We start from the raw sequence: 20,626 nt of genomic DNA, 5'->3' as shown, positions 1-20,626 counted from the left end.
CAAGCGGGTTTGTTGCGGCTGGGTGACGGTTCGGGATGGTTAGTTGTTGCAAGTGGTATTTGACTGGTTATGTTGATGCGGAAGGGGGATGGATGACCGAACTCGCAGCCCAGATCGGCCCGCTCGACGGCCAGGCGCGCGGCTCGTTGTACGAGCGGCTCGCCCGTGGCTTGCGCGATGCGATCGAGCGCGGTGTCGTCAAGCCGGCGGAGGCGCTGCCCGCCGAACGCGACCTCGCCACCGACTTCGCCGTATCGCGCATCACCGTTCGCAAGGCACTGGACACGCTGGTCGCCGAGGGGCTGCTCATTCGTCGCCACGGTGCCGGGACCTTCGTCGCGGGGCGCGTCGAGAAGCAGTTCGCCAAACTGTCCTCGTTCACCGAAGACATGGCCGCGCGGGGACGGACGGTGCGTACCGAGTGGCTGTTGCGCGGGGAGGGCACCGTGACGCCCGACGAGTCGCTGATGCTGGGACTCAGCCCCGGCGCGGCGGTCTATCGCTTCCGCCGTATCCGTTTCGCCGACGACCTGCCGATGGCGATCGAGCACAGCGCCATTCCCGGTTTCGCGCTGGCCGGTGCCGGGTCGGTCGGCGAGTCGCTCTATGCGGCGCTCGAGGCGACCGACAACCGCCCCGTTCGTGCGTTGCAGCGGCTCCGCGCGGTGTTGTTCACGACCGATCAGGCCAAGCTGCTCGGGATCGAAAAGGGCGCGCCGGGCTTGTATATCGAACGTCGCGGCTTTCTGGAGGACGGCCGCGCGATCGAGGCGACGCAGAGCTGGTATCGCGGCGACGCCTATGACTTCGTCGCCGAGCTGAGCACGCGATGACGAGCCGGATGTTCCTCGAGGCGGCGGCGGCGGCGAGTGTCGTCGCGCGCCAGCTTGCCGCGAACCGCGCGGCGACCGATGCGTTCGCCGCTAAGCTGCGCGCCGATCCGCCACATGTTGTCGCGACCTGCGCGCGGGGCAGTTCGGATCACGCCGCGACCTATCTCAAGCATCTGGTCGAGACGCGCGCGGGCGTGCTGGTCACCTCCGCTTCGCCATCGGTGTCCTCGGTTTACCACGCCGCCCCGGCGATGGTGGGCGCGCTCGCGATCGGCCTGTCGCAATCGGGCAAGAGCCCCGACCTGCTCGCGACGATGACGTCGGCGAAGGCGGCCGGCGCGCGCACGCTGGCGCTGGTCAACGTCGCCGACTCGCCGCTCGCCGCCCTCGCCGACACGACGCTGCCGCTCCACGCCGGAGCGGAGACCAGCGTCGCCGCGACCAAGTCGTTCATCGCGCTGCTCGCTGCCGCCGCCGCGTTGGTCGCGGCCTGGACGCAGGATTCGCGCCTTTCCGCCGATCTCGACGGTCTGCCGGACCTGCTCGGCCGCGCCTGGACGAGCGACTGGACACCGTTGGTCGACGCGCTCGCCGACGCGCGCGGGCTGTACGTGATCGGGCGCGGCCCCGGCTTCGGTATCGCGCAGGAGGCGGCGCTCAAGCTTAAGGAGACCTGCGGGTTGCACGCGGAGGCGTTCAGCGCCGCCGAGGTCCGCCATGGACCGATGGCGCTGGTCGGCCCCGAGCTGCCGCTGCTGGTGTTTCGTCAGGACGACGCATCGGCCGCCGGCATCGACGCGCTGGTCGCCGACGCGCTGGCGAACGGCGCGCGCGTGCTGGTTGCGGGCGACCGGCCGCTGCCCGGTGCCGACCATCTTTTCGTGCCGTCGGCGGAACCGATACTGGCGCCGATCGCTGCGATCCAGGCATTCTATCGCGCGGCGGACGCACTCGCGCACCGGCGTGGGCTCGATCCGGATCGGCCGCCGCATCTCAACAAGGTGACCGAGACCGTCTGATGCTGGCCCTCGTCAATGCCCGCGTCCTGATCGACGGCTCATTCGCGCCGGACGCCGCCGTGCTCGTCGAGGGCGCTCGAATCGCCGCCGTCGTGCCGTGCGCCGGCGTCCCTGCCGACGCCGAGCGCATCGATCTGGACGATGCGATGCTCGTACCCGGCTTCGTCGACACACAGGTCAACGGCGGCGGCGACGCGCTGTTCAACGATGCGCCGACGGTCGCGACGATCCGCCGCATCGGCGCGGCGCACGCGCGGTTCGGCACGACCGGCTTCCTGCCGACGCTGATCTCCGACGACCTCGACGTGATCCGCGAGGGCATCGCCGCGGTCGACGCCGCGATCGAGGCGGGGGTGCCGGGCGTGCTCGGGATCCATGTCGAGGGACCGTTCATCAACGTCGCGCGCAAGGGCATCCACGCCGCCGACAAGATCCGCCCGATCGACGACGCCGACATCGCCGTCCTCACGTCGCTCCGGCATGGCCGGACGCTGGTGACGCTGGCGCCCGAAATGGTCGGTCCCGACGCGATCCGCCGGCTGGCGGGGAGCGGCGTGATCGTGTCCGCCGGCCACACCGCCGGCACGTATGCGGAGATCGCCGAAGCGATGGCGGCGGGCGTCACCGGCGCGACCCACCTGTTCAACGCGATGTCGCCGCTCGGCAACCGCGAACCGGGCGCGGTCGGCGCGGCGCTGGCGCACGACGACGTCTGGTGTGCGCTGATCGTCGACGGCATCCACGTCAGCCCGGTCACGCTGGGGCTCGCGCTGCGGTGCAAGCCCTCGGCCAAGTTCATGCTCGTCAGCGATGCGATGCCGACCACCGGCGGCGCGGCGCGGAGCTTCATGTTGAACGGGCGCGAGATCAGCGCGGAAGGCGGGCGCCTCGTCGACGGGGAGGGCACGCTGGCGGGCGCGGACCTCGACATGCTCGCCGCCGTGGTCAACGCGCAGCGACTGCTCGGCGTGTCGGCCGAGACGGCGCTCGCGATGGCGTCGGCCAACCCGGCCGACTTCCTGCGGCTGAGCGGGCAGGTCGGCCGCATCGCCGCCGGCCGCGTCGCCTCGATGCTGGCGATTGACCGTGATTGGTCGATCCGGCAGCGATGGATCGCCGGTGTCGCGAGTTGATCGTCGGCTGACTTGCCTTGGCGCTCGCTTGCCTAATTGTCCCGGAAGGCGCGGGCGAACTGGTCGCGTAGCGGCTTGGTGAGGTAGCTCAGCATCGAGCGGCTGCCGGTCTGGATGAAGATTTCCGCCGGCATTCCCGGCCGCAGCTTCAGCTCGGGCCAGCGCGCGAGGTCGCGCTGGTCGACCTCGACCCGGACCGAGTAGAAGCTCTGGCGCGTATCGGGATCGTTGGTCCGCTCGGCGGCCACTACCGTCACGCGGCCGGCGATCTCGGGCGTCGCGGTCGAGTTGAACGCGGTGAAGCGGATGCGCGCCTGCTGACCGGTCGTCACCTGATCGATGTCGCCCGGTGAGATCATCGCCTCGACGAGTAGCCGGTCGCGGTCCGGCACGATCTCCATGATCGGTTCCGCCGGCTTTACGACGTCGCCGTTCGACGCGAAGGCGAGCTTGTCGACGACGCCCGAATAGGGCGCGCGGATGACGTTGCGCTCGTGCTGGTCGGTGGCGCCGACGCTGCGGATCTGTTCCTGGTTCAAGGTGCCGTTGAGCGTCGCCAGCTGGCTGCCGGCATCGGCGCGGCGGGTCTCGCCCAGCTGCAGCAGCTGTTCGTTGGTCTCGGTGATCCGCGCCTGGGTCTGCGCGATCTGCGCCTGGAGCGAGGCGATCGAGCCGTCCAGGTCGGCGCTGGTGCGCTCGATCTGGTTGACCCGGCTCAGCGTGACGAGCTTGCGCTCCCACAACTCCTTCATGCTCTGCCGTTCCGGCTCGATGAGCGCGGTCTGGCGCTTGAGCGCGACGATCTGCGCCTCGAAGCCGCCGATCTGGCGACGGTACTGGACGACGCGGGCGGCGAGCTGCGCGCGCATGTTGCCCTGCTCGCCGCGACGGACGCCGAACAGCCGCCGCTCGTCCTCCATCGCCTTGACCGCGGCGGCATCGGTGCGCGACCGCAGCGCGGCGGGGAAGGTGACGTCGGGCGCACCGACGCGCTCGGCCTCCAGTCGTGCCTGCTGCGCGGTCAGCTGATCGACCGTTAATGAGGAGAGCGCCGACTGCGCGCCGGAGACGTCGTCGTCCAATTCGATCAGGACGTCGCCCTTGTTGACGTGGTCGCCGTTCTGGACGCGGATGCGGCGGATGATGCCGCCGGTCGGATGCGCGATGCGCTTGACGCGCGAGGCGACGCCGATCTGGCCCCCGCCGACCACCGCGCCGCCGATCGGCACGAGCACGGCGAACAGGATGAAGCCGACGATCAGCCCTGCCAGCGCCATCGCCGCGACGCGCGCGGTGCGGCGCATCCGCGCTTCGGGATCGTCGACCTCGGTGTGCCACTCGGGCGAGGCGAACCGGGCGGGAAGGGCGCTGGCCATCAATTCTGTCCTCCGGCGGAGCGGCGCCGGGCCGCATCGATCGTGACGGGCTTGTTGACGATCTTGGCCAGCACCTCGTCGCGCGGGCCGAACGCCTCCTGCCGACCGTCGCGCATGAAGAGGACGTGGCTGACGCGTGCCAGGGCGGAGGGCCGGTGCGCGATCACCACGGCGATGCCGCCGCGCTCGCGGACGCCGCCGATCGCGCCTTCCAGCGCCTCTTCGCCGGCCGCGTCGAGGTTGGAATTGGGCTCGTCGAGCAGCACCAGGAAGGGGTCGCCATAAAGCGCGCGGGCGAGGCCGACCCGCTGACGCTGCCCGGCGGACAGCTGCTGCCCGTCGGCGCCAACGGGCGTGTCGTAGCCTTGCGGCAGCGCCACGATCATCTCATGCACCCCGGCCGCGCGGGCGGCGGCGATCACCGTGTCGGACGGCGCGTCGGGAACGAAGCGGGCGATGTTCTCCGCCACCGATCCGTCGAGCAGCTCGACGGTCTGGGGCAGGTAACCCAGCGCCGCGCCCAGCCGTTCGCGATCCCACTGGTCGGGGGTGGCGCCGTCGAACCGGACGGTGCCGCGCACCGCCGGCCAGGAGCCGATCAGCGCGCGCGCCAGGCTGGTCTTGCCGGCCGCGGACGGCCCGATGATGGCGAGCGCCTCACCCGCGGCCAAGCGGAACTCGGCGCCCTGGACGGTGACGCGCTGCGTGCTCGGCGGGGCCACGACCAGGCCTTGTACCGCGACCTCTGCCTTGGGGAGCGGCAGCTCGACCATCACGTCGGTGGCGGCCGGCACCCGGTCGAACAGGTCGTTGAGGCGCCGCCAGCCCGCGCGGGCGCCGGCGAACCCGCGCCAGTTGGCGATGGCGGTATCGATCGGTGCCAGCGCCCGGCCCGCGAGGATCGAGGAGGCGAAGATCACGCCGCCGCTCGCCTTGCCGGAAATGACCAGCAGCGCGCCGACGGTCAGGATGCCCGACTGCAGAAACATGCGGAATATACGACTGCTGCCGCCCAGCGTCCCGACGCTGCGCGCGAGCTGATTCTGGGCGGCGAGGTAGACGTCGTTGACGCGCAGCCAGCGGTCGCGCATCCGACCCTGCATCCCCAGCGCGGTCAGCACCTCGGTATGGCGCAGGTTGCTCTCCGCCAGCCCCGAGCGATAGCCGGTGATCTGCGCCAGCCGCTGCGTCGGCTCGCGGGTCGCCCGATCGGTGAGAATCGTCAGCCCGACCATCACCAGCGCGCCGACCAGCGTCGCGACGCCCAGCCAGATATGGAGCAGCGACAGGATGACCAGGAAAAAGACGATCCAGGGCAGGTCGATCAGCGTCCCAGGCCCCGTGCTCGCCAAGAAGCCGCGCACCTGATCGAGATCGCGCATCGGGCTCAGCCCGTCGCCGCCGCTTGCGGCGCCGCTCCTCGACAGATCGGAGATCGCCTGCTGAACTCGGGGTGCCATCTCGCGATCCAGCGCGCTGCCGACGTCGTTCAGGATGCGGCCGCGCATGATGTCGAACGCGGCCTGAAAGACATAGACGCCCGCCAGCATCGCCAGCAGGCTGAACAAGGTCGGCAGGCTGTGACTCGGCAGCACCGAGTCGTAGACCATCATCATGTAGAGCGAGCCGGCGAGCAGCAGCACGTTGAGCACCGCGCTGAGCGCCGCGACGGTCCAGAACGCGGCGCGATAACGCTCCAGCGCCTGACGCAGCGCATTGCGCCGTTCCATGCCGTTTGCCACGATGAACCCCGTTCCTTGCCGGCCGATCGCTCCCGCCACTGATCGGGAGAGTATTCGGAGAGCGCTCATTAACCTTACTCGGCAGGGATGATGCAAGCGGCTTAACAATGGGTTAGGATAGCGGCGCTTGTGCCGCGGCGGTCGCATCTGTAGCGGCCCCGCGATGACGGGGGTAGATCAGGTCGATACGGGCGCGGCGCCGGAGCTGACGGTGATCGTCGTCAGCTACAACACGCGCGCGCTGACGCTCGCCTGCCTCGACACGCTGTTCGCCAATACGCACCGGACGCAGATGCGGGTCGTGGTGCTGGACAACGCCTCGGCGGACGGCTCGGCCGAGGCGGTGCGCGCGCGTTTCCCGCAGGTCGAGTGCATCGCCAGCGCCGAGAATCTGGGCTTCGCCCGCGCCAACAATCAGGTCGCCGCCGCCGCGCAGACGCCCTGGCTGCTGCTGCTCAATCCCGACACCGAGACGCATCCGGACGCGATCGACAACCTCCTCGCCTTTGCCAAGGCGCATCCGCGCGCCGGAATCGTCGGCGGGCGCACCGTCTTTCCCGACGGATCGCTCAATCCGGCATCGTGCTGGCGGCGGATCGGGGTGTGGAGCCTGCTGACGCAGATCACCGGCCTGTCGCGACGCTTTCCGAACTCCGGCCTGTTCAACTACGAAGGCATCGGCGGCTGGCGGCGCGATTCGGTGCGCGAGGTCGACATCGTCGTCGGCTGCTTCCTGATGATCTCGACCGCGCTGTGGCGGCGGCTGGGCGGGTTCGACCTGCGCTATTTCATGTACGGCGAGGACGCAGATTTATGCCTGCGCGCGCGGGCATTGGGTTGAGCGAGGGGGTGAAATTGGCGAAGTTGTCGGCAGGCATGGGGGATCGTCCTTTCGGTGGAGGCGAGTCGCCGTGGGAAAGGACGCCCGCCTATGCGCGGTTACGGTTTGTAGGACAGTGGTATTTTAGCCGAATGGGTAAAAATTGGGCCGGAGCGCGGTGATTGCCTAAAGCCTCTCCGATCCGGTAAGCGCCGCTGGTCCGGTCGACGGACGGAAAAGAAAGCACCGATGCCGACCGTCCAGCTCATCAGGCCCAAGCGTCACGGCGACTCGCGCGGCTGGTTTACCGAGACCTACAATCGCGCGACCTTCGCCGCGGCCGGGATCGACACCACCTTTATCCAGGACAACCACTCGTGGTCCGCCGCGCCGTTCACGCTGCGCGGCCTGCATTTCCAGACGCCGCCGGACGCGCAGGCCAAGCTGGTGCGCTGCGTGCGCGGCCGCATCTGGGACGTCGCGGTCGATGTTCGGCGCGGATCCCCGACCTGGGGCAAGTCGGTCGGCGCGGAGCTGTCGGCGGAGAACGGCGACCAGATGTTCGTCCCTGCCGGCTTCGCGCACGGGTTCCTGACGCTCGAACCCGATTGCGAAGTGATCTATAAATGTTCGGCGTTGTATGCGCCCGCCAGCGACGGCGGCATCCAGTGGGACGATCCGGACATCGGCGTCGCTTGGCCGCTGCCGTCCGGCACGATGCCCGAACTCAGTGCGAAGGACATGGTACTGCCCCCGCTCGCCACGTTCGACAGCCCGTTCGCCTATGACGGCGATCCGCTCGCGCCGTTGACCTGAAGGACCGATCGATGCGTATTCTCGTCACCGGCGGTGCCGGCTTCATCGGCTCGGCGCTGGTCCGCCATCTGATCGAGCAAACCGATCACGAGGTGCTCAATTTCGACAAGCTGACCTATGCCGGCACGCTCAGCGCCGTCGCGCCCGTCGCCGGGAGCGACCGCTATCGCTTCGTTCAGGGCGATATCTGCGACGCCGGGGCGGTCCGCGCCGCGCTTGCGGACTTCCGGCCGCAGGTCGTCACGCATCTCGCCGCCGAGAGCCATGTCGATCGGTCGATCGACGGCCCGGGCGCCTTCGTCCAGACCAACGTCGTCGGCACCTTCGTGATGCTGTCGGAGGTGCGCGGTTACTGGCAGGGCCTCGCCGACGATGCGAAGGCGGCGTTCCGTTTCCATCACATCTCGACCGACGAGGTTTACGGATCGCTCGGCGACACCGGGCTGTTCACCGAGGATACGCCGTACGACCCGCGCTCGCCCTATTCGGCGTCGAAGGCGGGCTCCGACCATCTCGTCTCGGCCTGGGGGCACACCTATGGCCTGCCCGTGCTCATCACCAACTGCTCGAACAATTACGGGCCGTATCACTTCCCCGAAAAGCTGATCCCGCTGATGATCGTCAAGGCGCTCGCGGGCGAGCCGCTGCCCGTCTACGGCGCGGGCGATCAGGTGCGCGACTGGCTGTTCGTCGAGGATCATGTCCGCGCGTTGCAGGCGGTGTTCGAGCGTGGCGCGGTCGGCCGGACCTACAATGTCGGTGGCCACAACGAAAAACGAAACATCGAGGTGGTCCGCACCGTCTGCGCCATCCTCGACCGGCTGCGGCCGCGTGCCGACGGTCAGCCCTATGCCGAGCAGATCACCTCGGTCGCCGACCGGCCCGGCCACGACAAGCGCTATGCGATCGACGCAACGCGGATCGGAGACGAGCTCGGCTGGACCCCGGCGGAGACGTTCGAGACCGGGATGGAAAAGACCGTTCGCTGGTATCTGGACAACGAGGCGTGGTGGCGTCCGCTGGTCGCGGCCAAGGCGGCGGAGCGGCGCGGGATCGCATGAGGCAGGTGCTCGTCACCGGCGCGGGCGGGCAGCTCGGGACGGCGCTCGGCGCGCATACCTGGCCGGAGGGGTGGGAACTGGTCGGCTTCGACCGCGCCGCGCTCGACCTGTGTGAGCCCGCCGCGATCGCCGCCATCGTTGCCGAGCGCCCCTGGGCCGCCGTCATCAACGCCGCCGCCTACACTGCCGTCGACAAGGCGGAGGACGATCAGGTCGCCGCCTGGACCGTCAACGCACTCGCCCCCGCCGCGTTGGGGCAGGCGTGCGCCGCCGCGGGCATCCCGCTGGTCCACGTCTCGACCGATTATGTCTTCGCCGGCGACAAGCAGGGGGCGTGGCAGGTCGACGACCCGGTCGGCCCGCTGGGCGTCTATGGTGCGTCCAAACTAGGCGGCGAACTGGCGGTCCGCACCAGCGGCGCCCGCCACGCGATCGTCCGCACGGCGTGGGTGGTGAGTGCGGGCGGTGCGAACTTCGTCCGGACGATGCTGCGCCTCGCCGCCGATCGCCCGGCGTTGCGCGTCGTCGCCGATCAGCGCGGCAGCCCGACCGCCGCCGCCGATCTCGCCGCCGCGCTCGCCACGATCGCGGTGCGGCTGGCCGAAGACGCGGCCGCGCCAACCGGCACCTTTCACTTGGCCAATGCGGGCGCGACCGATTGGGCGGCGTTCGCGACCGAGCTATTCCGCCAGTCGGCCGCACGGGGCGGCCCGACCGCGCGCGTGGAGGGTATCGCCACTGCCGATTACCCGACCCGCGCGCGGCGCCCCGCCAATTCGCTGCTCGATCTTGCCGCCATCGGCCAAGCTTACGGCATCGCGCCGCGCCCGTGGCAGGACGCACTGGGCGACATCCTCGACGAACTGATCGGACCGATAAAATGAAGGGCATCATCCTCGCCGGCGGCTCTGGTAGCCGGCTCCATCCGGCGACGCTGGCGGTGAACAAGCAGCTGCTGCCCGTCTACGACAAGCCGATGATCTATTATCCGCTGTCGGTGCTGATGCTCGCCGACATCCGCGAGATCCTCATCATTTCCTCACCCGAGTATATCGGCAACTACCGCCGCCTGTTCGGCGACGGCTCAGCGCTGGGTCTGTCGATAGAGTATGCGGAACAGCCCCGGCCTGAGGGGCTGGCGCAGGCGTTCACGATCGGCGCGCCGTTCCTCAACGGTGAGCGTGGGGCGCTGGTGTTGGGGGACAACATCTATTTCGGCGCGCACCTGACCGACCTGCTCCGCTCGGCGGTCGCGCGCACGCACGGGGCGACGGTGTTCGCCTACCGCGTCGAGGACCCCGAGCGGTACGGCGTCGTCGAGCTGGGCGCCGACGGCCGGGCGCTGTCGCTCGAAGAGAAGCCCGCCGTGCCGAAGTCCAACTACGCGGTCACCGGCCTGTACTTCTACGACGAGCGCGTCGTCGAGTTCGCGCGGGCGCTCAAGCCCTCGCCACGCGGCGAGCTGGAGATCACCGACCTCAACCGCATCTACATGGAGTTGGGTGAACTTCACGTCGAACAGATGGGTCGCGGCTACGCCTGGCTCGACACCGGCACCCACGATTCGCTGCTGGAGGCGTCCGAGTTCGTCCGCAGCATCCAGCACCGCCAAGGCATCCAGATCGCCTGTCTGGAGGAGATCGCGTTCCAGCAGGGCTGGATCACCGCCGATCAGGCGCTCGAGCAGGGACGGGCACTCGCCAAGACCGCCTATGGCCGGGCGATCATCGAGGCGGTGGAGACCGGTCCGCGAATCACGCGCCGATCGGGCGATCGGCGAAGCGGGCCGCTCGACAGGCGCGAAAGTGACGCGCTAAGCTGATCTTCGGCCCGCAAAGGGCGAACGGGGTACGCTGAAGGTGCAAGGTCATGGGTGAGCCGGTTGCTATAGTGCGCGACAGATGGACGCGTCCCCGTCGGCTGGCGACGGCCTGGGTGCTCGCGGCGGCGTGCCTGTTCCTGTGGTGGGCAGCGCATTACAGCTCGTTGATCGAGGATCTCGGCGAGTGGCAGTTCGACCGGTTCGGCCTGTACCGCCCGACGCTGACGCTGGCGCTACTGGTCGGGCTCATCACCATCCCGGTGGCGATCATCCTGTGGCGCCGTGCGCGTCGGGCCGCGCATGCTCAACGCGAGCGGCTGGTCGATGCGGGGCTGGATCCGGCGGCGGCCATGGTGACCCGCGCCCGCGCCGGCACCGTCCGGGCCCGGCTGTTCGCCGGCGCGATCGCGATCGCCGCGGCGGTGCTGGCGGTCGCTGTCGCGATCTCGACCGTCTACCTGCCCACGGGCGACGGCATTCCCACCGCGATCAAGGCCGGGGCGACGCTGACCGAAGGGCCGGCGCATCTGGAGGGCCGCTACCGGGTCGGCCGCGTCGCGCGGCTGACCGAAAACGTCGTCTTCGCTTGGCGTTCTACCTACGTCGCACCCGTGCAGCTCATAGGCGATCGGGCAGGTGCGACGCAGCTCGTCACGACCGTGCTGCTCCGTCCCGAGGGCGGCTTCGCTCCGATCACTTCGGGCGTGCTGGTGCACAAGGGCACGCCGCGCGAGCTTCGCAACCTGTATGCCCAGGTCGGCACGCCGGTGGCCGAAGATGGCTATATGTTGATGCGGGACGAGGATCAGGTCAGCTGGCGCAGTTGGGTGCTCGCGGTGCAGATCGCGATCGTCGCGCTGATGGCGGCGATCGCCTGGCTGCTGTCGCGGCGCCGCGATCGACGCCTGCTCGCGATGACGGCCGATCCCGTCACGTCGTAGTGCCCTCCGGGTAACGCGGTGAGCGCCGCGTTAACCAGGCATGGCAGACCGGCCTTTACGGCAACTCCGGCAAGAACTTGCCGATGCCGCGATATGTCGTCCCTCTGATTGCCGCTGCGCTGATCGCCACGCCCGTGGTCCCCGCCCCGATGCGAGCACCGGTCCCGGCGGAACCGGTTGCCTCGTCGGCCTATTTGGCGGTCAAGGCGACGGATGGGCTGTTTCGGCTCGGCGCGACGCGGGCCGGACAGTCGATCGAGCTGGTGGTCGACACCGGTGCGACCGGCACGATCCTGACCGCCGCCGACGCTCAGGCACTCGGCGTCGGCACGCGGGGCGGCGAGGAGATCGAGCTGCTCACCGCCAACGGCATCGCGACGATGCGGCGGGTGGAGCTGAGCGGCTTGGTCGTGGCCGGTCGGCATTTGCCCACACTCCGCGTCGCGATCGCGCCGGCAGGGCTGGCGCATTCGCTGCTCGGTCAGGACGCGCTTTCTCGGCTCGGGCGGATCACGATCGACCATGACCGCCTGGAGATCGGCAGCCTAAAGCACTGACAATGCCGGATCGCCGCCCGGTGCTCGTGCCAAGCCTATAGCGATGCGAGCCCTCAAGGTCGCTCGACGCAAGTGAAACCCGCCAAGCGATGGTATCACGGCCGGAGCGGCTGCTCACAGCCAGGTCGGGTCGTTGCCGCCATGCAGCGCCGGACGTCTCGTCCCGAGCCGCAATCTCGCCGCTTCAGCAGTGCGTGAACCGCTCCCTTACGAGTGAGAGCCGGCCGTTCGCCCATAGCTGCTATCATGTGGGCCGTCGCCGCCTAGTCCCCGGTGCAGCGTGTCGCGAGGGTAAAGCGGGACGGGAGTTCAGGCTGTCGCATCGCGAGCCCGGCTGAACGAAAGGGTAAGGCGAGCAGGCCGCCCTAAAGATCCGTTGCGATCGACCCCGATGGACGGCGCCGACGCAGGCCGGCACCGATTGCGCCGAAGCCGAGCAGCATCAAGGCCCATGTTGCGGGCTCCGGGACACCCGGCACCGGGTTGTCGACCGGGGGCGGGTTGACCGGCGGTGGCACGACCGTCGGGCTGGGCTCGGGTGTCGGGGTCGCCGTCGGCACCGCAGTCGGCGTCGGGCTCGGCTCCACGATCGGCACCGTGGGTGTCGGCGTCGCGCTGGGCTGCGGAATCGGGGTCGCGCTCGGCACCGGAGTCGGCGTGGAGCTTGCCGTCGGCGTCGGCGTCGGCGTACCGGTCGGAGCGGGCGTGGGGACCGGGGTAGGCGTCACGACCGGCGCCTCGCCGATCGGTGTACCGCCACCGCCACCGCCGCCGCCTCCACCACCGGGGATGCCGCCCAACCCGCCGCCGCCCACCAAGGGTCCGGGCGTGTTGAAGCCGCCACCACCGCCAGCGCCGTTGCCGCCGCCGCCAAACGCGAAGGGCGCGGCAGGGACACCGGGCGCTACCCCCCCGACGAACGGCACCGGACCCGCGACGGCGACAGGCGCACCCGGCAGGAGACCGGCGGGCCCGGCCGGCTGCTGCCCCGCATAATTGACTGTGGGGATACGCCGAACGCCGCCGCCAAGGGGAAGGTATCGTCCACCGCCCGCTCCGGTCCCGGCCGAAACGACCCCGACCGACGCCGGCGGGACCGGCGCCTGTGCCAAGGCGACGAAGCCTGTACCCGGTTGACCGGCGGGAAACAGCACCCGCTCGTTATGAGTGAGCAGGCTGGCCACGCCCGCTATCGTCGCCAGCAGCGTCATCTGCAGCCGCTGATTCCGCATCTCTCGGGCGGCAATATTTTCGGCGTCGCTCATTCAGCACGGCCTATCGCATGTCGCGACGAATAGCTATGGCTTCCGACAAGCCTGACAGCGCCGGTGCCACGGTGGGACAGGTCGCGGCGACGTTCAGGAATGCGGCCAGCTCAATATGCTTTGGGATGGACGATCACCCGCAACGTATTGAAGATGATGATGATGTCCCGCCACAGCTGCCAGCCCTCGATATATTCGAGATCGGCCTGCAGGCGATGTTCCAGGTCCGACTGCTCGTGGGTGGCACCGCGAAAGCCGCGCACCTGCGCCAAGCCGGTGATGCCGGGTTTGAGCTTGTGCCGGAGCCAGTATTTCTGACTGACCTCCCAGAACAGTTTGTCCCCGGCCAGCGATCCCAGGGCGTGCGGGCGCGGACCTACGATGCTCATGTCGCCCTTCAGCACGTTGAACAGCTGCGGCAGCTCATCAAGGCTCGTGGCCCGGATGAAGCGGCCCACGCGGGTGATACGGTCGTCGTCGCGAGACGTCGAGCGCGCGCCGGTCGGGTCGGTCGCCTGCACCTTCATCGACCGGAATTTCAGGATCTTGAACTGTTTGTTGCCGCGCCCGAGACGCACCTGAGCGAAGAATATCGGCCCCGTGCTGTCGAGCTTGATCGCGGCGGCGGTCAGCAACAGGACCGGCGCCGCCAATATCAGCGCGACCGTCGCGACCGCGAGATCCATCGTCCGCTTCTTGATCTGGTCGACGAGCGAGAGCTGGCCGCCCGACACCACCACGGTATCGCTGCCGTGGTAGCGTGAGACGTCGATCGCGCCGAGCGGACTGCCCTGATCGAGGACGATCTCGCCCGTGACGTTGTATGCCTTCAGCAGCATGGCCCAGCTGTGCCGCCGCGACTCGACGCTGGTCACGACGACCCGATCATAGGGTTCGACCAGCACCGCCAGGTTCGACAGCATCTGCGGATCGTTGAGATCGGGGACGAAATGCGCCTTTTCCGCATCGAAGACGTGAAAGGCGCCGGCGCGCGGCGGCACGCCGTCGACGATCAGCAATTCGCTCATCAGGCCGCCGCGGATCGGGGCGATGAAGCAGATGGAGAAGATCAGTCGGAACAGGATGATGAATCCGATCGCGCTCACGATCGACACGCCGAAAGCGACGCGTGAGACCAGCTCGCCGGCATATTGGAAGAATACCAGCGTCATGGTCGCGCCGGTCGCGACGATGAATGCGGATACCGAGCGGCGGATGGATTCGGAACGACGGCGCAGGGCTTCGCTGGAGATGGCACCGTTTCTTAGCGTCAGCAGGATGTACAGCGGGAGGATCAGCCATCCCAGCTCGACCCCGTTGGGGGCAAGCCAGTGCCAGCCGCGCACCTTGAGCCCGACCGAGAAGCCGGCGCGGATCGCGGCCACGTCGCACATGATAAGACCGAAGAAGAGCAGGACGCGGACGTCACGCTTGTTCATCGCCAGCCGGGGACGCGCGACCGCACCACGCCGACCATGTTCGATGCCGATCTCGCTCAAGCCTCCACCCGCCCTAAAAGGTTGCTGCGCCATATCGCCGATCGTCGAGGCGTCCGTGACGCGGTAATGTCAGACCCGGCCATAGGTCCGATCCCTTACGATCGAGTTGCGCGGGTGCATGCGGCAGCCCGATGTCGGCTCCCTAGTGTCGGCGTAGCAGCCGGGCAAGGCTTGCCGGTCCCGCCGCATCTGTTTGCGATAGGCCGAGCAAACGACAGGATAGACCCCGCCGCAGGCCACGCTTACCCCCAAATGCGGTCAGGAGGGGAGGTCGGGTGAGTTCGTTGCGGTGGAGTCGGGTGCGCTGGAGTGCCGTCCTGCTGACGGCTCTTGCCGGCCTGACGTTGGCAGGCTGGCGCAACAGCCGGGCCGAGCCGGTCGTGCGGACGGCCACGATCGCGCTGGCGGACTGGCCCACTGGCGCGTCGCCGCTGCGGGTACTGCTGCTTGCCGACCTGCATCTTGGCAACGGCAGCACCGACGCGGCCCGGCTGGCGCGCGTCGTCGATCAGGTCGACGGTCTGCGTCCCGACCTGATCCTGCTCGCGGGCGACCTGGTCGCCGGCTACGGCGCGCAGGCGGCGGCAAGCCAGGCGGGCATCCTGCGCGCGCAACTCGGGCGGTTGCACCCACCGCTCGGGATCGTGGCGGTGATGGGCAATCACGACAACGAGACCGACCCGGCGCTGCTGGCGCGGACGCTGCGCGACGCGGGCGCGACGGTGGTGGAGAACGGCGCGGTGCGGCGCGGGCCGTTGTTGATCGGCGGGTCGGGCGATACGGTGTCGGGCCACGCCAAGCTGGGGGGCACGCTCAACGCGCTGCGCCGCCTGACCAGCGCCGCGCCGGGCGCGCGGATATATCTGTCGCATTCGCCCGACATCGTTCGGTGGCTAACGCCGGGACCGTCGCTGTTGCTGGCGGGACATACCCATTGCGGGCAGGTGGTGGTGCCGTTGCTGGAGCGGCTGATGCCGGTGTCCACCGTCAACGGCAATCGCTATCGGTGCGGACTGATCCGCGACGGTGCGAGGACCGTGATCGTCACGGCGGGAATCGGCACCAGCAACGTGCCGCTGCGCTTCGGCGCGCCGCCGGACATGTGGCTGCTGACGCTCGGACCCGTCAGAGCGCCAGATACACCGCGCCGGCCGCAATCCACGGCAGCAGCACCGCGCCGCTGACGATCGCCAGCCGGGTCCGCGCCGACAGTTCTCGTGCGGCCGAGGGCGCGGGCTCGAAGCTCTCGATCAGCCGCTGATGCAGCAGGCGGGCGGGCGAATCGACCGGACCGGCGCCGTCACCCCATCGGGCGATCACCGCGCCTGTCATGGGCAGCTCGACGAACTCGCCGTCGAACGTCTCTTCGTGTTTGCGGGCAAGCTGAGCCATGAAGACCTCCGATCGGCAGGCATGGCGGCTCCGCCTTAGCAAAAGGTAAAGAGCGCGAGGGGTGACGGGGGACACTAATGGGCTTAGGGCGGTGATCCCGTGCCTGCGCTCCATGCCCTCGCCAATCCCGCCCGCTTCCTGAAGATCGCCCGGCCGCTGACGCCGGTGCTGGTCTGGACGGGGCTGGCGCTGATCGCGATCGGCTGCTGGGCGGGGCTGACGCAGACGCCGCCCGACTATCTGCAGGGTGAGACGGTCCGCATCCTCTATCTGCACGTCCCCTGCGCGTGGCTAGGCATGGCGGGGTGGAGCGGGGTCGCCGCGTCGAGCATCGCGCTGTTCGTCTGGCGCCATCCGCTGGCGGCGATCGCGGCGCGGGCGTGCGCGGTGCCGGGCATGGTGTTCGCGGGGCTGTGCCTTTTGACCGGGTCGATCTGGGGCCGGCCGACCTGGGGTACGTGGTGGCAGTGGGACGGGCGGCTGACGTCGATGCTGCTGCTGTTCTTCGTCTATGCCGGTTACCTCGCGCTGGCGCGGGCCGACTCCGAACGGGGCGGCGATGGCCGTGTTCCGGCGGTGTTCGGCGTCGCGGGCACGGTGCTGTTGCCGATCATCCGCTATTCGGTGGTGTGGTGGAACACGCTGCATCAGGGGCAGAGCATCGGCCTGACCGGCTCGACAATCGACCGGGCGTTGCTGTGGCCGCTACCGCTGACGTTGATCGGGTTTACGTTGTTGTTCGCGGGCGTGGTGCTGATGCGGATGCGGGCGTTGCTGGCGCGAGCGAAGGTCGACGCGCGGCTGCGGCGGATGGCGCGGCCATGAGGATGGCGCTGTGACGCAGTGGTGGTTCGTGACGGCGGCCTATGTGGTGACGCTGGGCGGGACGGCGGCGCTGGTCGGGATCAGCTTCGTCGCGATGCGCCGCGCCGAGCGCAAGTGATGGCCCGATGACGGCGAAGAACCAGCGGCTGACGCTGGCGGCGCTGGCGGTGGTGGCGGTAATCGCCGCCGGGCTGCTGGCGCTGTCGGCGTTGAAGGATCAGGCGGCGTATTTCTACTCGCCGTCGGACCTGGCCAAGGCGGGTGACATGGCCGGACGGCCGATCCGGCTGGGCGGCATGGTCGCGCGTGGGTCGGTAGCGCGTGCCGCCGACGGAGTGACGACGCGCTTCGTCGTGACCGACAACGTCCGCACGGTCGGCGTGTCGTTTCGCGGCGTGCTGCCCGACCTGTTCCGCGAGGGCAGCGGCGTGGTCGCGGAAGGCGAGCTGTCGCGGACCGGGCTGTTCGTCGCCAGCAACATCCTCGCCAAGCATGACGAGCGCTATATGCCGCCGCAGGTCGCGGGTGCGATGCACGAAACCAAGACGCTGAAGTGATGGCGGAGGCGGGTCTCGCCGCGCTGTGGCTGGCGGCTGCGCTGGCGGCGTTGCAGCTGTTGGTGGCGGTGCTCTCGCTTCGTCATCCCCGCGATAGCGGCGAGCCGTCGCCGGTGGATGGGTTGACCGAGGAGAGCAGCCTTGCCGGCCAACTCTTCGCCGCCATCCGTCCCGTCGCCATCGTTCAGGGCGTGTGCGCCGCCATCGCCATGGCGCTGTTGATCGGGGTGTTCACGAACAGCGACATGAGCGTCAAGCTGGTGGCGGAGAACAGCCATTCGGCCAAGCCGCTGCTCTACAAGGTGGCCGGCGCGTGGGGGAACCACGAGGGCTCGATGCTGCTGTGGGTCACGATCCTGGGGCTGGCGGGCGGCGCGGTGGCGCTGATCGAGCGGCGGCTGCACGAGGCGACGCTGGTCGCGACGCTGGGCGCGCAGGCGGCGATCGCGCTGGGTTTCTATGCGTTCCTGCTGTTCTCCTCCAATCCGTTCGCGCGGCTGAGCCCGGCACCGGCGGACGGGCAGGGGCTGAATCCGCTGCTTCAGGACCCCGGCCTCGCCTTCCACCCGCCGACGCTCTACGCCGGCTATGTCGGGCTGTCGGTCGCGTTCTCCTTCGCGGTCGGCGCGCTGGTGACGCGCGACGTCGGCCCGGCCTTTGCCCGCGCGATGCGGCCGTGGGTGCTGGGTGCCTGGGTGTTCCTGACGCTGGGGATCACGGCGGGGAGTTACTGGGCCTATTACGAGCTGGGCTGGGGCGGCTGGTGGTTCTGGGACCCGGTCGAGAACGCCAGCCTGATGCCGTGGCTGGCGGCGACGGCGCTGCTCCATTCGGTGACGGTGCTGGCGACGCGCGACGGGTTGCGGGCGTGGACGGTGATGCTGGCCGTCGTCGCCTTTTCGATGTCGATGGTCGGCACCTTCCTGGTGCGGTCGGGCATCCTGACCAGCGTCCATTCATTCGCGGTCGACCCACGGCGCGGCGCATTCATCCTGGTGCTGCTGGCGATCTATATCGGGGGCGCGCTGGTGCTGTTCGCCGCACGGGCCGGGACGGTACGGGCGGGATCGACGTTCGAGCCGGTGAGCCGCGAGGGGGCGCTGGTGGTCAACAACCTGCTGCTCTCCGTCATCCTGGGCGTCGTGCTGATCGGCACGCTGTATCCGATCGTGGCGAGCGGGTTCGGGGTGCAGCTGTCGGTCGGGCCGCCCTTCTTTAACAAGGCGATCGGGCCGGTGGCGTTGCTGCTCGTCTCGGCGATGGCGGTCGGGCCGCTGCTGCGCTGGCGCAAGGACAGCGCGCGGGCGGCGCTGGCGCGGGTGACGTGGCCGCTGGCGGCGGCGTGCCTCGCGGCGGCGCTGCTGGTCGCGGGCACCCGGATGGGCTGGCTGCCGCTCGCCGGGCTGGCGCTGGCGATCGGCGTGGCGGGGGCGAGCGTGGCGCCGTTGTGGGGCCGCAGCCTGCGGCGGACGCCGCTGTTCACCTGGGGCATGGTGGTCGCGCATCTGGGGATCGCGGTCAGCCTGGCGGGAATGGCGTGCGACAGCGCCTTTACCGTCGAGCGGCTGGTCGCGGTCGGGGTGGACGAGCCGGTGAGGGTGGGGCCGTACACCGTGACGCTGCGCGGCATCTCGCCGGTGATCGGCGAGAACTGGTCGGCGTTGCAGGCGCGGCTGGACGTGGTGCGCGGTGGTGACACGACGGCGCTGTTTCCGCAGCAGCGCTTCTTTTCCGAGCCGCCGACCGCGACCAGCGAGAGCGCGATCCTGACGGTGGCGGACGGGCAGCTCTATACCGTGCTCGGCGCGGCGGGAGAGGACGGGCGCTGGCAGCTGCGGCTGTGGTGGAAGCCGCTGGTGACGCTGATCTGGTTCGGCGGCGTGCTGGTGGCGCTGGGCGGGGCGATGTCGCTGGTCGGGCGGTGGCGGCGCGAGCGACGGCCGAAAGCGGAGGTCTGGGCATGAGCCGGCCGCTGCTGTGGGTTCCGCTGATCGCGTTCGTGACGGTGCTCGGCGTCGTGGCGTGGGCGCTCTACACACCCGCCGATCGGACGGTCCGCTCGGCGCTGGTGGGCAAGCCGATGCCGGCGGTGGCGCTGCCGGCGATGGTCGCGGGCAAGCCGGGGGTGCAGGGCGGGTTCGGCGGCGGGCGGCGGCGGCTGGTCAACGTCTTCGCCAGCTGGTGCGTGCCGTGCGTCGCGGAGGTACCGCAGCTGATGCGGTTGAAGGCATTGGGCGTGCCGATCGACGGCGTCGCGATCCGCGACACGCCCGGCGCGATCGGCGACTTCCTCGCCCGCAACGGCGACCCCTACAGCCGGATCGGCGACGACCGGCGGGGGCAGGTGCAGCTGTCGCTCGGCTCGTCGGGGGTGCCGGAGACCTTCGTCGTCGACGGCGACGGGCGCATCCTGGAGCAACACATCGGCGACATCCGGGCGGAGGAGGTCGACGACCTCGCGACGCGGGTGCTGGCGCGGTGAGACGCGCGGCGCCGCTGCTGCTGCTGATCGCGACCGCCAGCAGCGCGCCACCGTCGCCGCTCGCCTATACCCAGTTGCGCGACGCCGGGCAGGAAGAGCAGGCGCGGGCGCTGATGGCGACGCTGCGCTGTCTGGTGTGTCAGGGCCAGTCGATCGCCGACTCCGACGCCGATATGGCGGGCGACATGCGCGCGCTGGTCCGCGAGCGGATCGCGCGGGGCGAACGGCCGGCGGCGATCCGGCACTGGCTGATCGCGCGCTATGGCGACTACGTCACCTATGACCCGCCGCTGTCGGCGGCGACCTGGCCGCTATGGGCGGCACCGCTGGTGCTGCTCGCGATCGGTGGCTTTGTGGCGCGATCGAGCTTCAGGCGACGCCAAAGGTAACCAAAGGTTACACCAAAACGCGTTCCCGATTCGCGCTAAGGTATTGTTTTGATTGGTGTTGTCCGATCAGGGTTTAGCCACCTTCCAGCGTGTAGGA

Annotated in this window: 21 protein-coding genes; 16 read left to right on the top strand and 5 right to left on the bottom strand. The window is 69.4% G+C overall.

Features of this window, described 5'->3' with window-relative positions; all coding sequences use genetic code 11:
- Positions 1 to 92 precede the first annotated feature (92 nt).
- The 3 genes from ACOFKS_RS11005 to nagA are packed head-to-tail and all read left to right on the top strand — an operon-like array spanning position 93 to position 2,985.
- Positions 93 to 833, top strand: a complete 741-nt coding sequence (locus tag ACOFKS_RS11005) for a GntR family transcriptional regulator (RefSeq protein ID WP_419809268.1) — start codon at positions 93 to 95, stop codon at positions 831 to 833.
- A complete protein-coding gene (locus ACOFKS_RS11000; RefSeq protein WP_419809267.1) occupies positions 830 to 1,852 on the top strand; it encodes an SIS domain-containing protein in 1,023 nt (340 codons plus the stop codon). The genes ACOFKS_RS11005 and ACOFKS_RS11000 overlap by 4 nt, the downstream gene beginning before the upstream one ends.
- Positions 1,852 to 2,985, top strand: a complete 1,134-nt coding sequence (gene nagA / locus ACOFKS_RS10995; protein ID WP_419809266.1) for an N-acetylglucosamine-6-phosphate deacetylase — start codon at positions 1,852 to 1,854, stop codon at positions 2,983 to 2,985. Before ACOFKS_RS11000 ends, nagA begins: the two co-directional genes overlap by 1 nt.
- Positions 2,986 to 3,017: 32 nt before the next feature.
- Here nagA and ACOFKS_RS10990 read toward each other — a convergent pair whose 3' ends face one another.
- Entirely contained in the window at positions 3,018 to 4,361 is a 1,344-nt protein-coding gene (locus ACOFKS_RS10990; RefSeq protein WP_419809265.1) for an HlyD family type I secretion periplasmic adaptor subunit, read from the bottom strand.
- Positions 4,361 to 6,103, bottom strand: coding sequence for a type I secretion system permease/ATPase (locus ACOFKS_RS10985; protein ID WP_419809264.1), 1,743 nt, complete (start codon positions 6,101 to 6,103; stop codon positions 4,361 to 4,363). Before ACOFKS_RS10985 ends, ACOFKS_RS10990 begins: the two co-directional genes overlap by 1 nt.
- 163 nt (positions 6,104 to 6,266) lie before the next feature.
- Between ACOFKS_RS10985 and ACOFKS_RS10980 the strand changes: the two genes are divergently transcribed.
- The 7 genes from ACOFKS_RS10980 (at position 6,267) to ACOFKS_RS10950 (ending at position 12,120) form a co-directional block, all read left to right on the top strand.
- The gene (locus ACOFKS_RS10980; RefSeq protein ID WP_419809263.1) at positions 6,267 to 6,944 is read left to right on the top strand and encodes a glycosyltransferase family 2 protein; all 678 of its coding nucleotides are present in this window, start codon (positions 6,267 to 6,269) and stop codon (positions 6,942 to 6,944) included.
- 228 nt (positions 6,945 to 7,172) lie between these two features.
- On the top strand, positions 7,173 to 7,739 hold the full coding sequence (gene rfbC / locus ACOFKS_RS10975) for a dTDP-4-dehydrorhamnose 3,5-epimerase (protein WP_419809262.1): 567 nt from the start codon (positions 7,173 to 7,175) through the stop codon (positions 7,737 to 7,739).
- Positions 7,740 to 7,750: 11 nt separating this feature from the next.
- The gene (gene rfbB, locus ACOFKS_RS10970) at positions 7,751 to 8,800 is read left to right on the top strand and encodes a dTDP-glucose 4,6-dehydratase (RefSeq protein WP_419809261.1); all 1,050 of its coding nucleotides are present in this window, start codon (positions 7,751 to 7,753) and stop codon (positions 8,798 to 8,800) included.
- Complete coding sequence (gene rfbD, locus ACOFKS_RS10965) at positions 8,797 to 9,684, top strand: dTDP-4-dehydrorhamnose reductase (RefSeq protein ID WP_419809260.1); 888 nt, start codon at positions 8,797 to 8,799, stop codon at positions 9,682 to 9,684. Before rfbB ends, rfbD begins: the two co-directional genes overlap by 4 nt.
- Positions 9,681 to 10,622, top strand: coding sequence for a glucose-1-phosphate thymidylyltransferase RfbA (gene rfbA, locus ACOFKS_RS10960; protein ID WP_419809259.1), 942 nt, complete (start codon positions 9,681 to 9,683; stop codon positions 10,620 to 10,622). Before rfbD ends, rfbA begins: the two co-directional genes overlap by 4 nt.
- A gap of 47 nt (positions 10,623 to 10,669) precedes the next feature.
- Positions 10,670 to 11,563, top strand: coding sequence for a hypothetical protein (locus tag ACOFKS_RS10955; protein ID WP_419809258.1), 894 nt, complete (start codon positions 10,670 to 10,672; stop codon positions 11,561 to 11,563).
- 149 nt (positions 11,564 to 11,712) lie between these two features.
- Positions 11,713 to 12,120: a retropepsin-like aspartic protease family protein gene (locus ACOFKS_RS10950; protein ID WP_419809257.1), complete on the top strand. Its 408-nt coding sequence runs from the start codon at positions 11,713 to 11,715 to the stop codon at positions 12,118 to 12,120.
- A 365-nt stretch (positions 12,121 to 12,485) separates the two neighbouring features.
- Here ACOFKS_RS10950 and ACOFKS_RS10945 read toward each other — a convergent pair whose 3' ends face one another.
- Together ACOFKS_RS10945 and ACOFKS_RS10940 are read right to left on the bottom strand one after the other, a co-directional pair.
- Positions 12,486 to 13,385 carry a PEPxxWA-CTERM sorting domain-containing protein gene (locus ACOFKS_RS10945; RefSeq protein ID WP_419809256.1) on the bottom strand — a complete coding sequence of 300 codons (900 nt, stop codon included), beginning with the start codon at positions 13,383 to 13,385 and terminating at the stop codon, positions 12,486 to 12,488.
- Positions 13,386 to 13,495: 110 nt separating this feature from the next.
- Complete coding sequence (locus ACOFKS_RS10940) at positions 13,496 to 14,884, bottom strand: exopolysaccharide biosynthesis polyprenyl glycosylphosphotransferase (protein ID WP_419809255.1); 1,389 nt, start codon at positions 14,882 to 14,884, stop codon at positions 13,496 to 13,498.
- Between the two features lie 299 nt (positions 14,885 to 15,183).
- Here ACOFKS_RS10940 and ACOFKS_RS10935 point away from each other — a divergent pair, with 299 nt between their 5' ends.
- Positions 15,184 to 16,068 (top strand): metallophosphoesterase, encoded by an 885-nt coding sequence (locus tag ACOFKS_RS10935; RefSeq protein ID WP_419809254.1) that lies wholly within the window; start codon positions 15,184 to 15,186, stop codon positions 16,066 to 16,068.
- On the opposite strand, the gene ACOFKS_RS10930 is transcribed toward ACOFKS_RS10935, so the two are convergent.
- A complete protein-coding gene (locus ACOFKS_RS10930) occupies positions 16,010 to 16,276 on the bottom strand; it encodes a hypothetical protein (protein WP_419809253.1) in 267 nt (88 codons plus the stop codon). The genes ACOFKS_RS10935 and ACOFKS_RS10930 overlap by 59 nt on opposite strands.
- Positions 16,277 to 16,375: 99 nt before the next feature.
- On the opposite strand from ACOFKS_RS10930, the gene ccmC reads away from it, so the two are divergent.
- From ccmC to ACOFKS_RS10905, 5 genes are all read left to right on the top strand, one after another.
- Entirely contained in the window at positions 16,376 to 17,101 is a 726-nt protein-coding gene (gene ccmC, locus ACOFKS_RS10925; RefSeq protein WP_419809252.1) for a heme ABC transporter permease CcmC, read from the top strand.
- A gap of 125 nt (positions 17,102 to 17,226) precedes the next feature.
- Positions 17,227 to 17,658 (top strand): cytochrome c maturation protein CcmE, encoded by a 432-nt coding sequence (ccmE, locus tag ACOFKS_RS10920; protein ID WP_419809251.1) that lies wholly within the window; start codon positions 17,227 to 17,229, stop codon positions 17,656 to 17,658.
- Positions 17,655 to 19,622 carry a heme lyase CcmF/NrfE family subunit gene (locus ACOFKS_RS10915; RefSeq protein ID WP_419809250.1) on the top strand — a complete coding sequence of 656 codons (1,968 nt, stop codon included), beginning with the start codon at positions 17,655 to 17,657 and terminating at the stop codon, positions 19,620 to 19,622. The genes ccmE and ACOFKS_RS10915 overlap by 4 nt, the downstream gene beginning before the upstream one ends.
- A complete protein-coding gene (locus tag ACOFKS_RS10910) occupies positions 19,619 to 20,140 on the top strand; it encodes a redoxin family protein (protein ID WP_419809249.1) in 522 nt (173 codons plus the stop codon). The genes ACOFKS_RS10915 and ACOFKS_RS10910 overlap by 4 nt, the downstream gene beginning before the upstream one ends.
- Positions 20,137 to 20,529 (top strand): cytochrome c-type biogenesis protein, encoded by a 393-nt coding sequence (locus ACOFKS_RS10905; RefSeq protein WP_419809248.1) that lies wholly within the window; start codon positions 20,137 to 20,139, stop codon positions 20,527 to 20,529. The genes ACOFKS_RS10910 and ACOFKS_RS10905 overlap by 4 nt, the downstream gene beginning before the upstream one ends.
- Positions 20,530 to 20,626 lie beyond the last annotated feature (97 nt).

Source organism: Sphingomonas sp., from assembly GCF_965200135.1.
Taxonomy (GTDB): Bacteria; Pseudomonadota; Alphaproteobacteria; order Sphingomonadales; family Sphingomonadaceae; genus Sphingomonas.
This window is presented reverse-complemented; position numbering and strand designations above follow the sequence as displayed.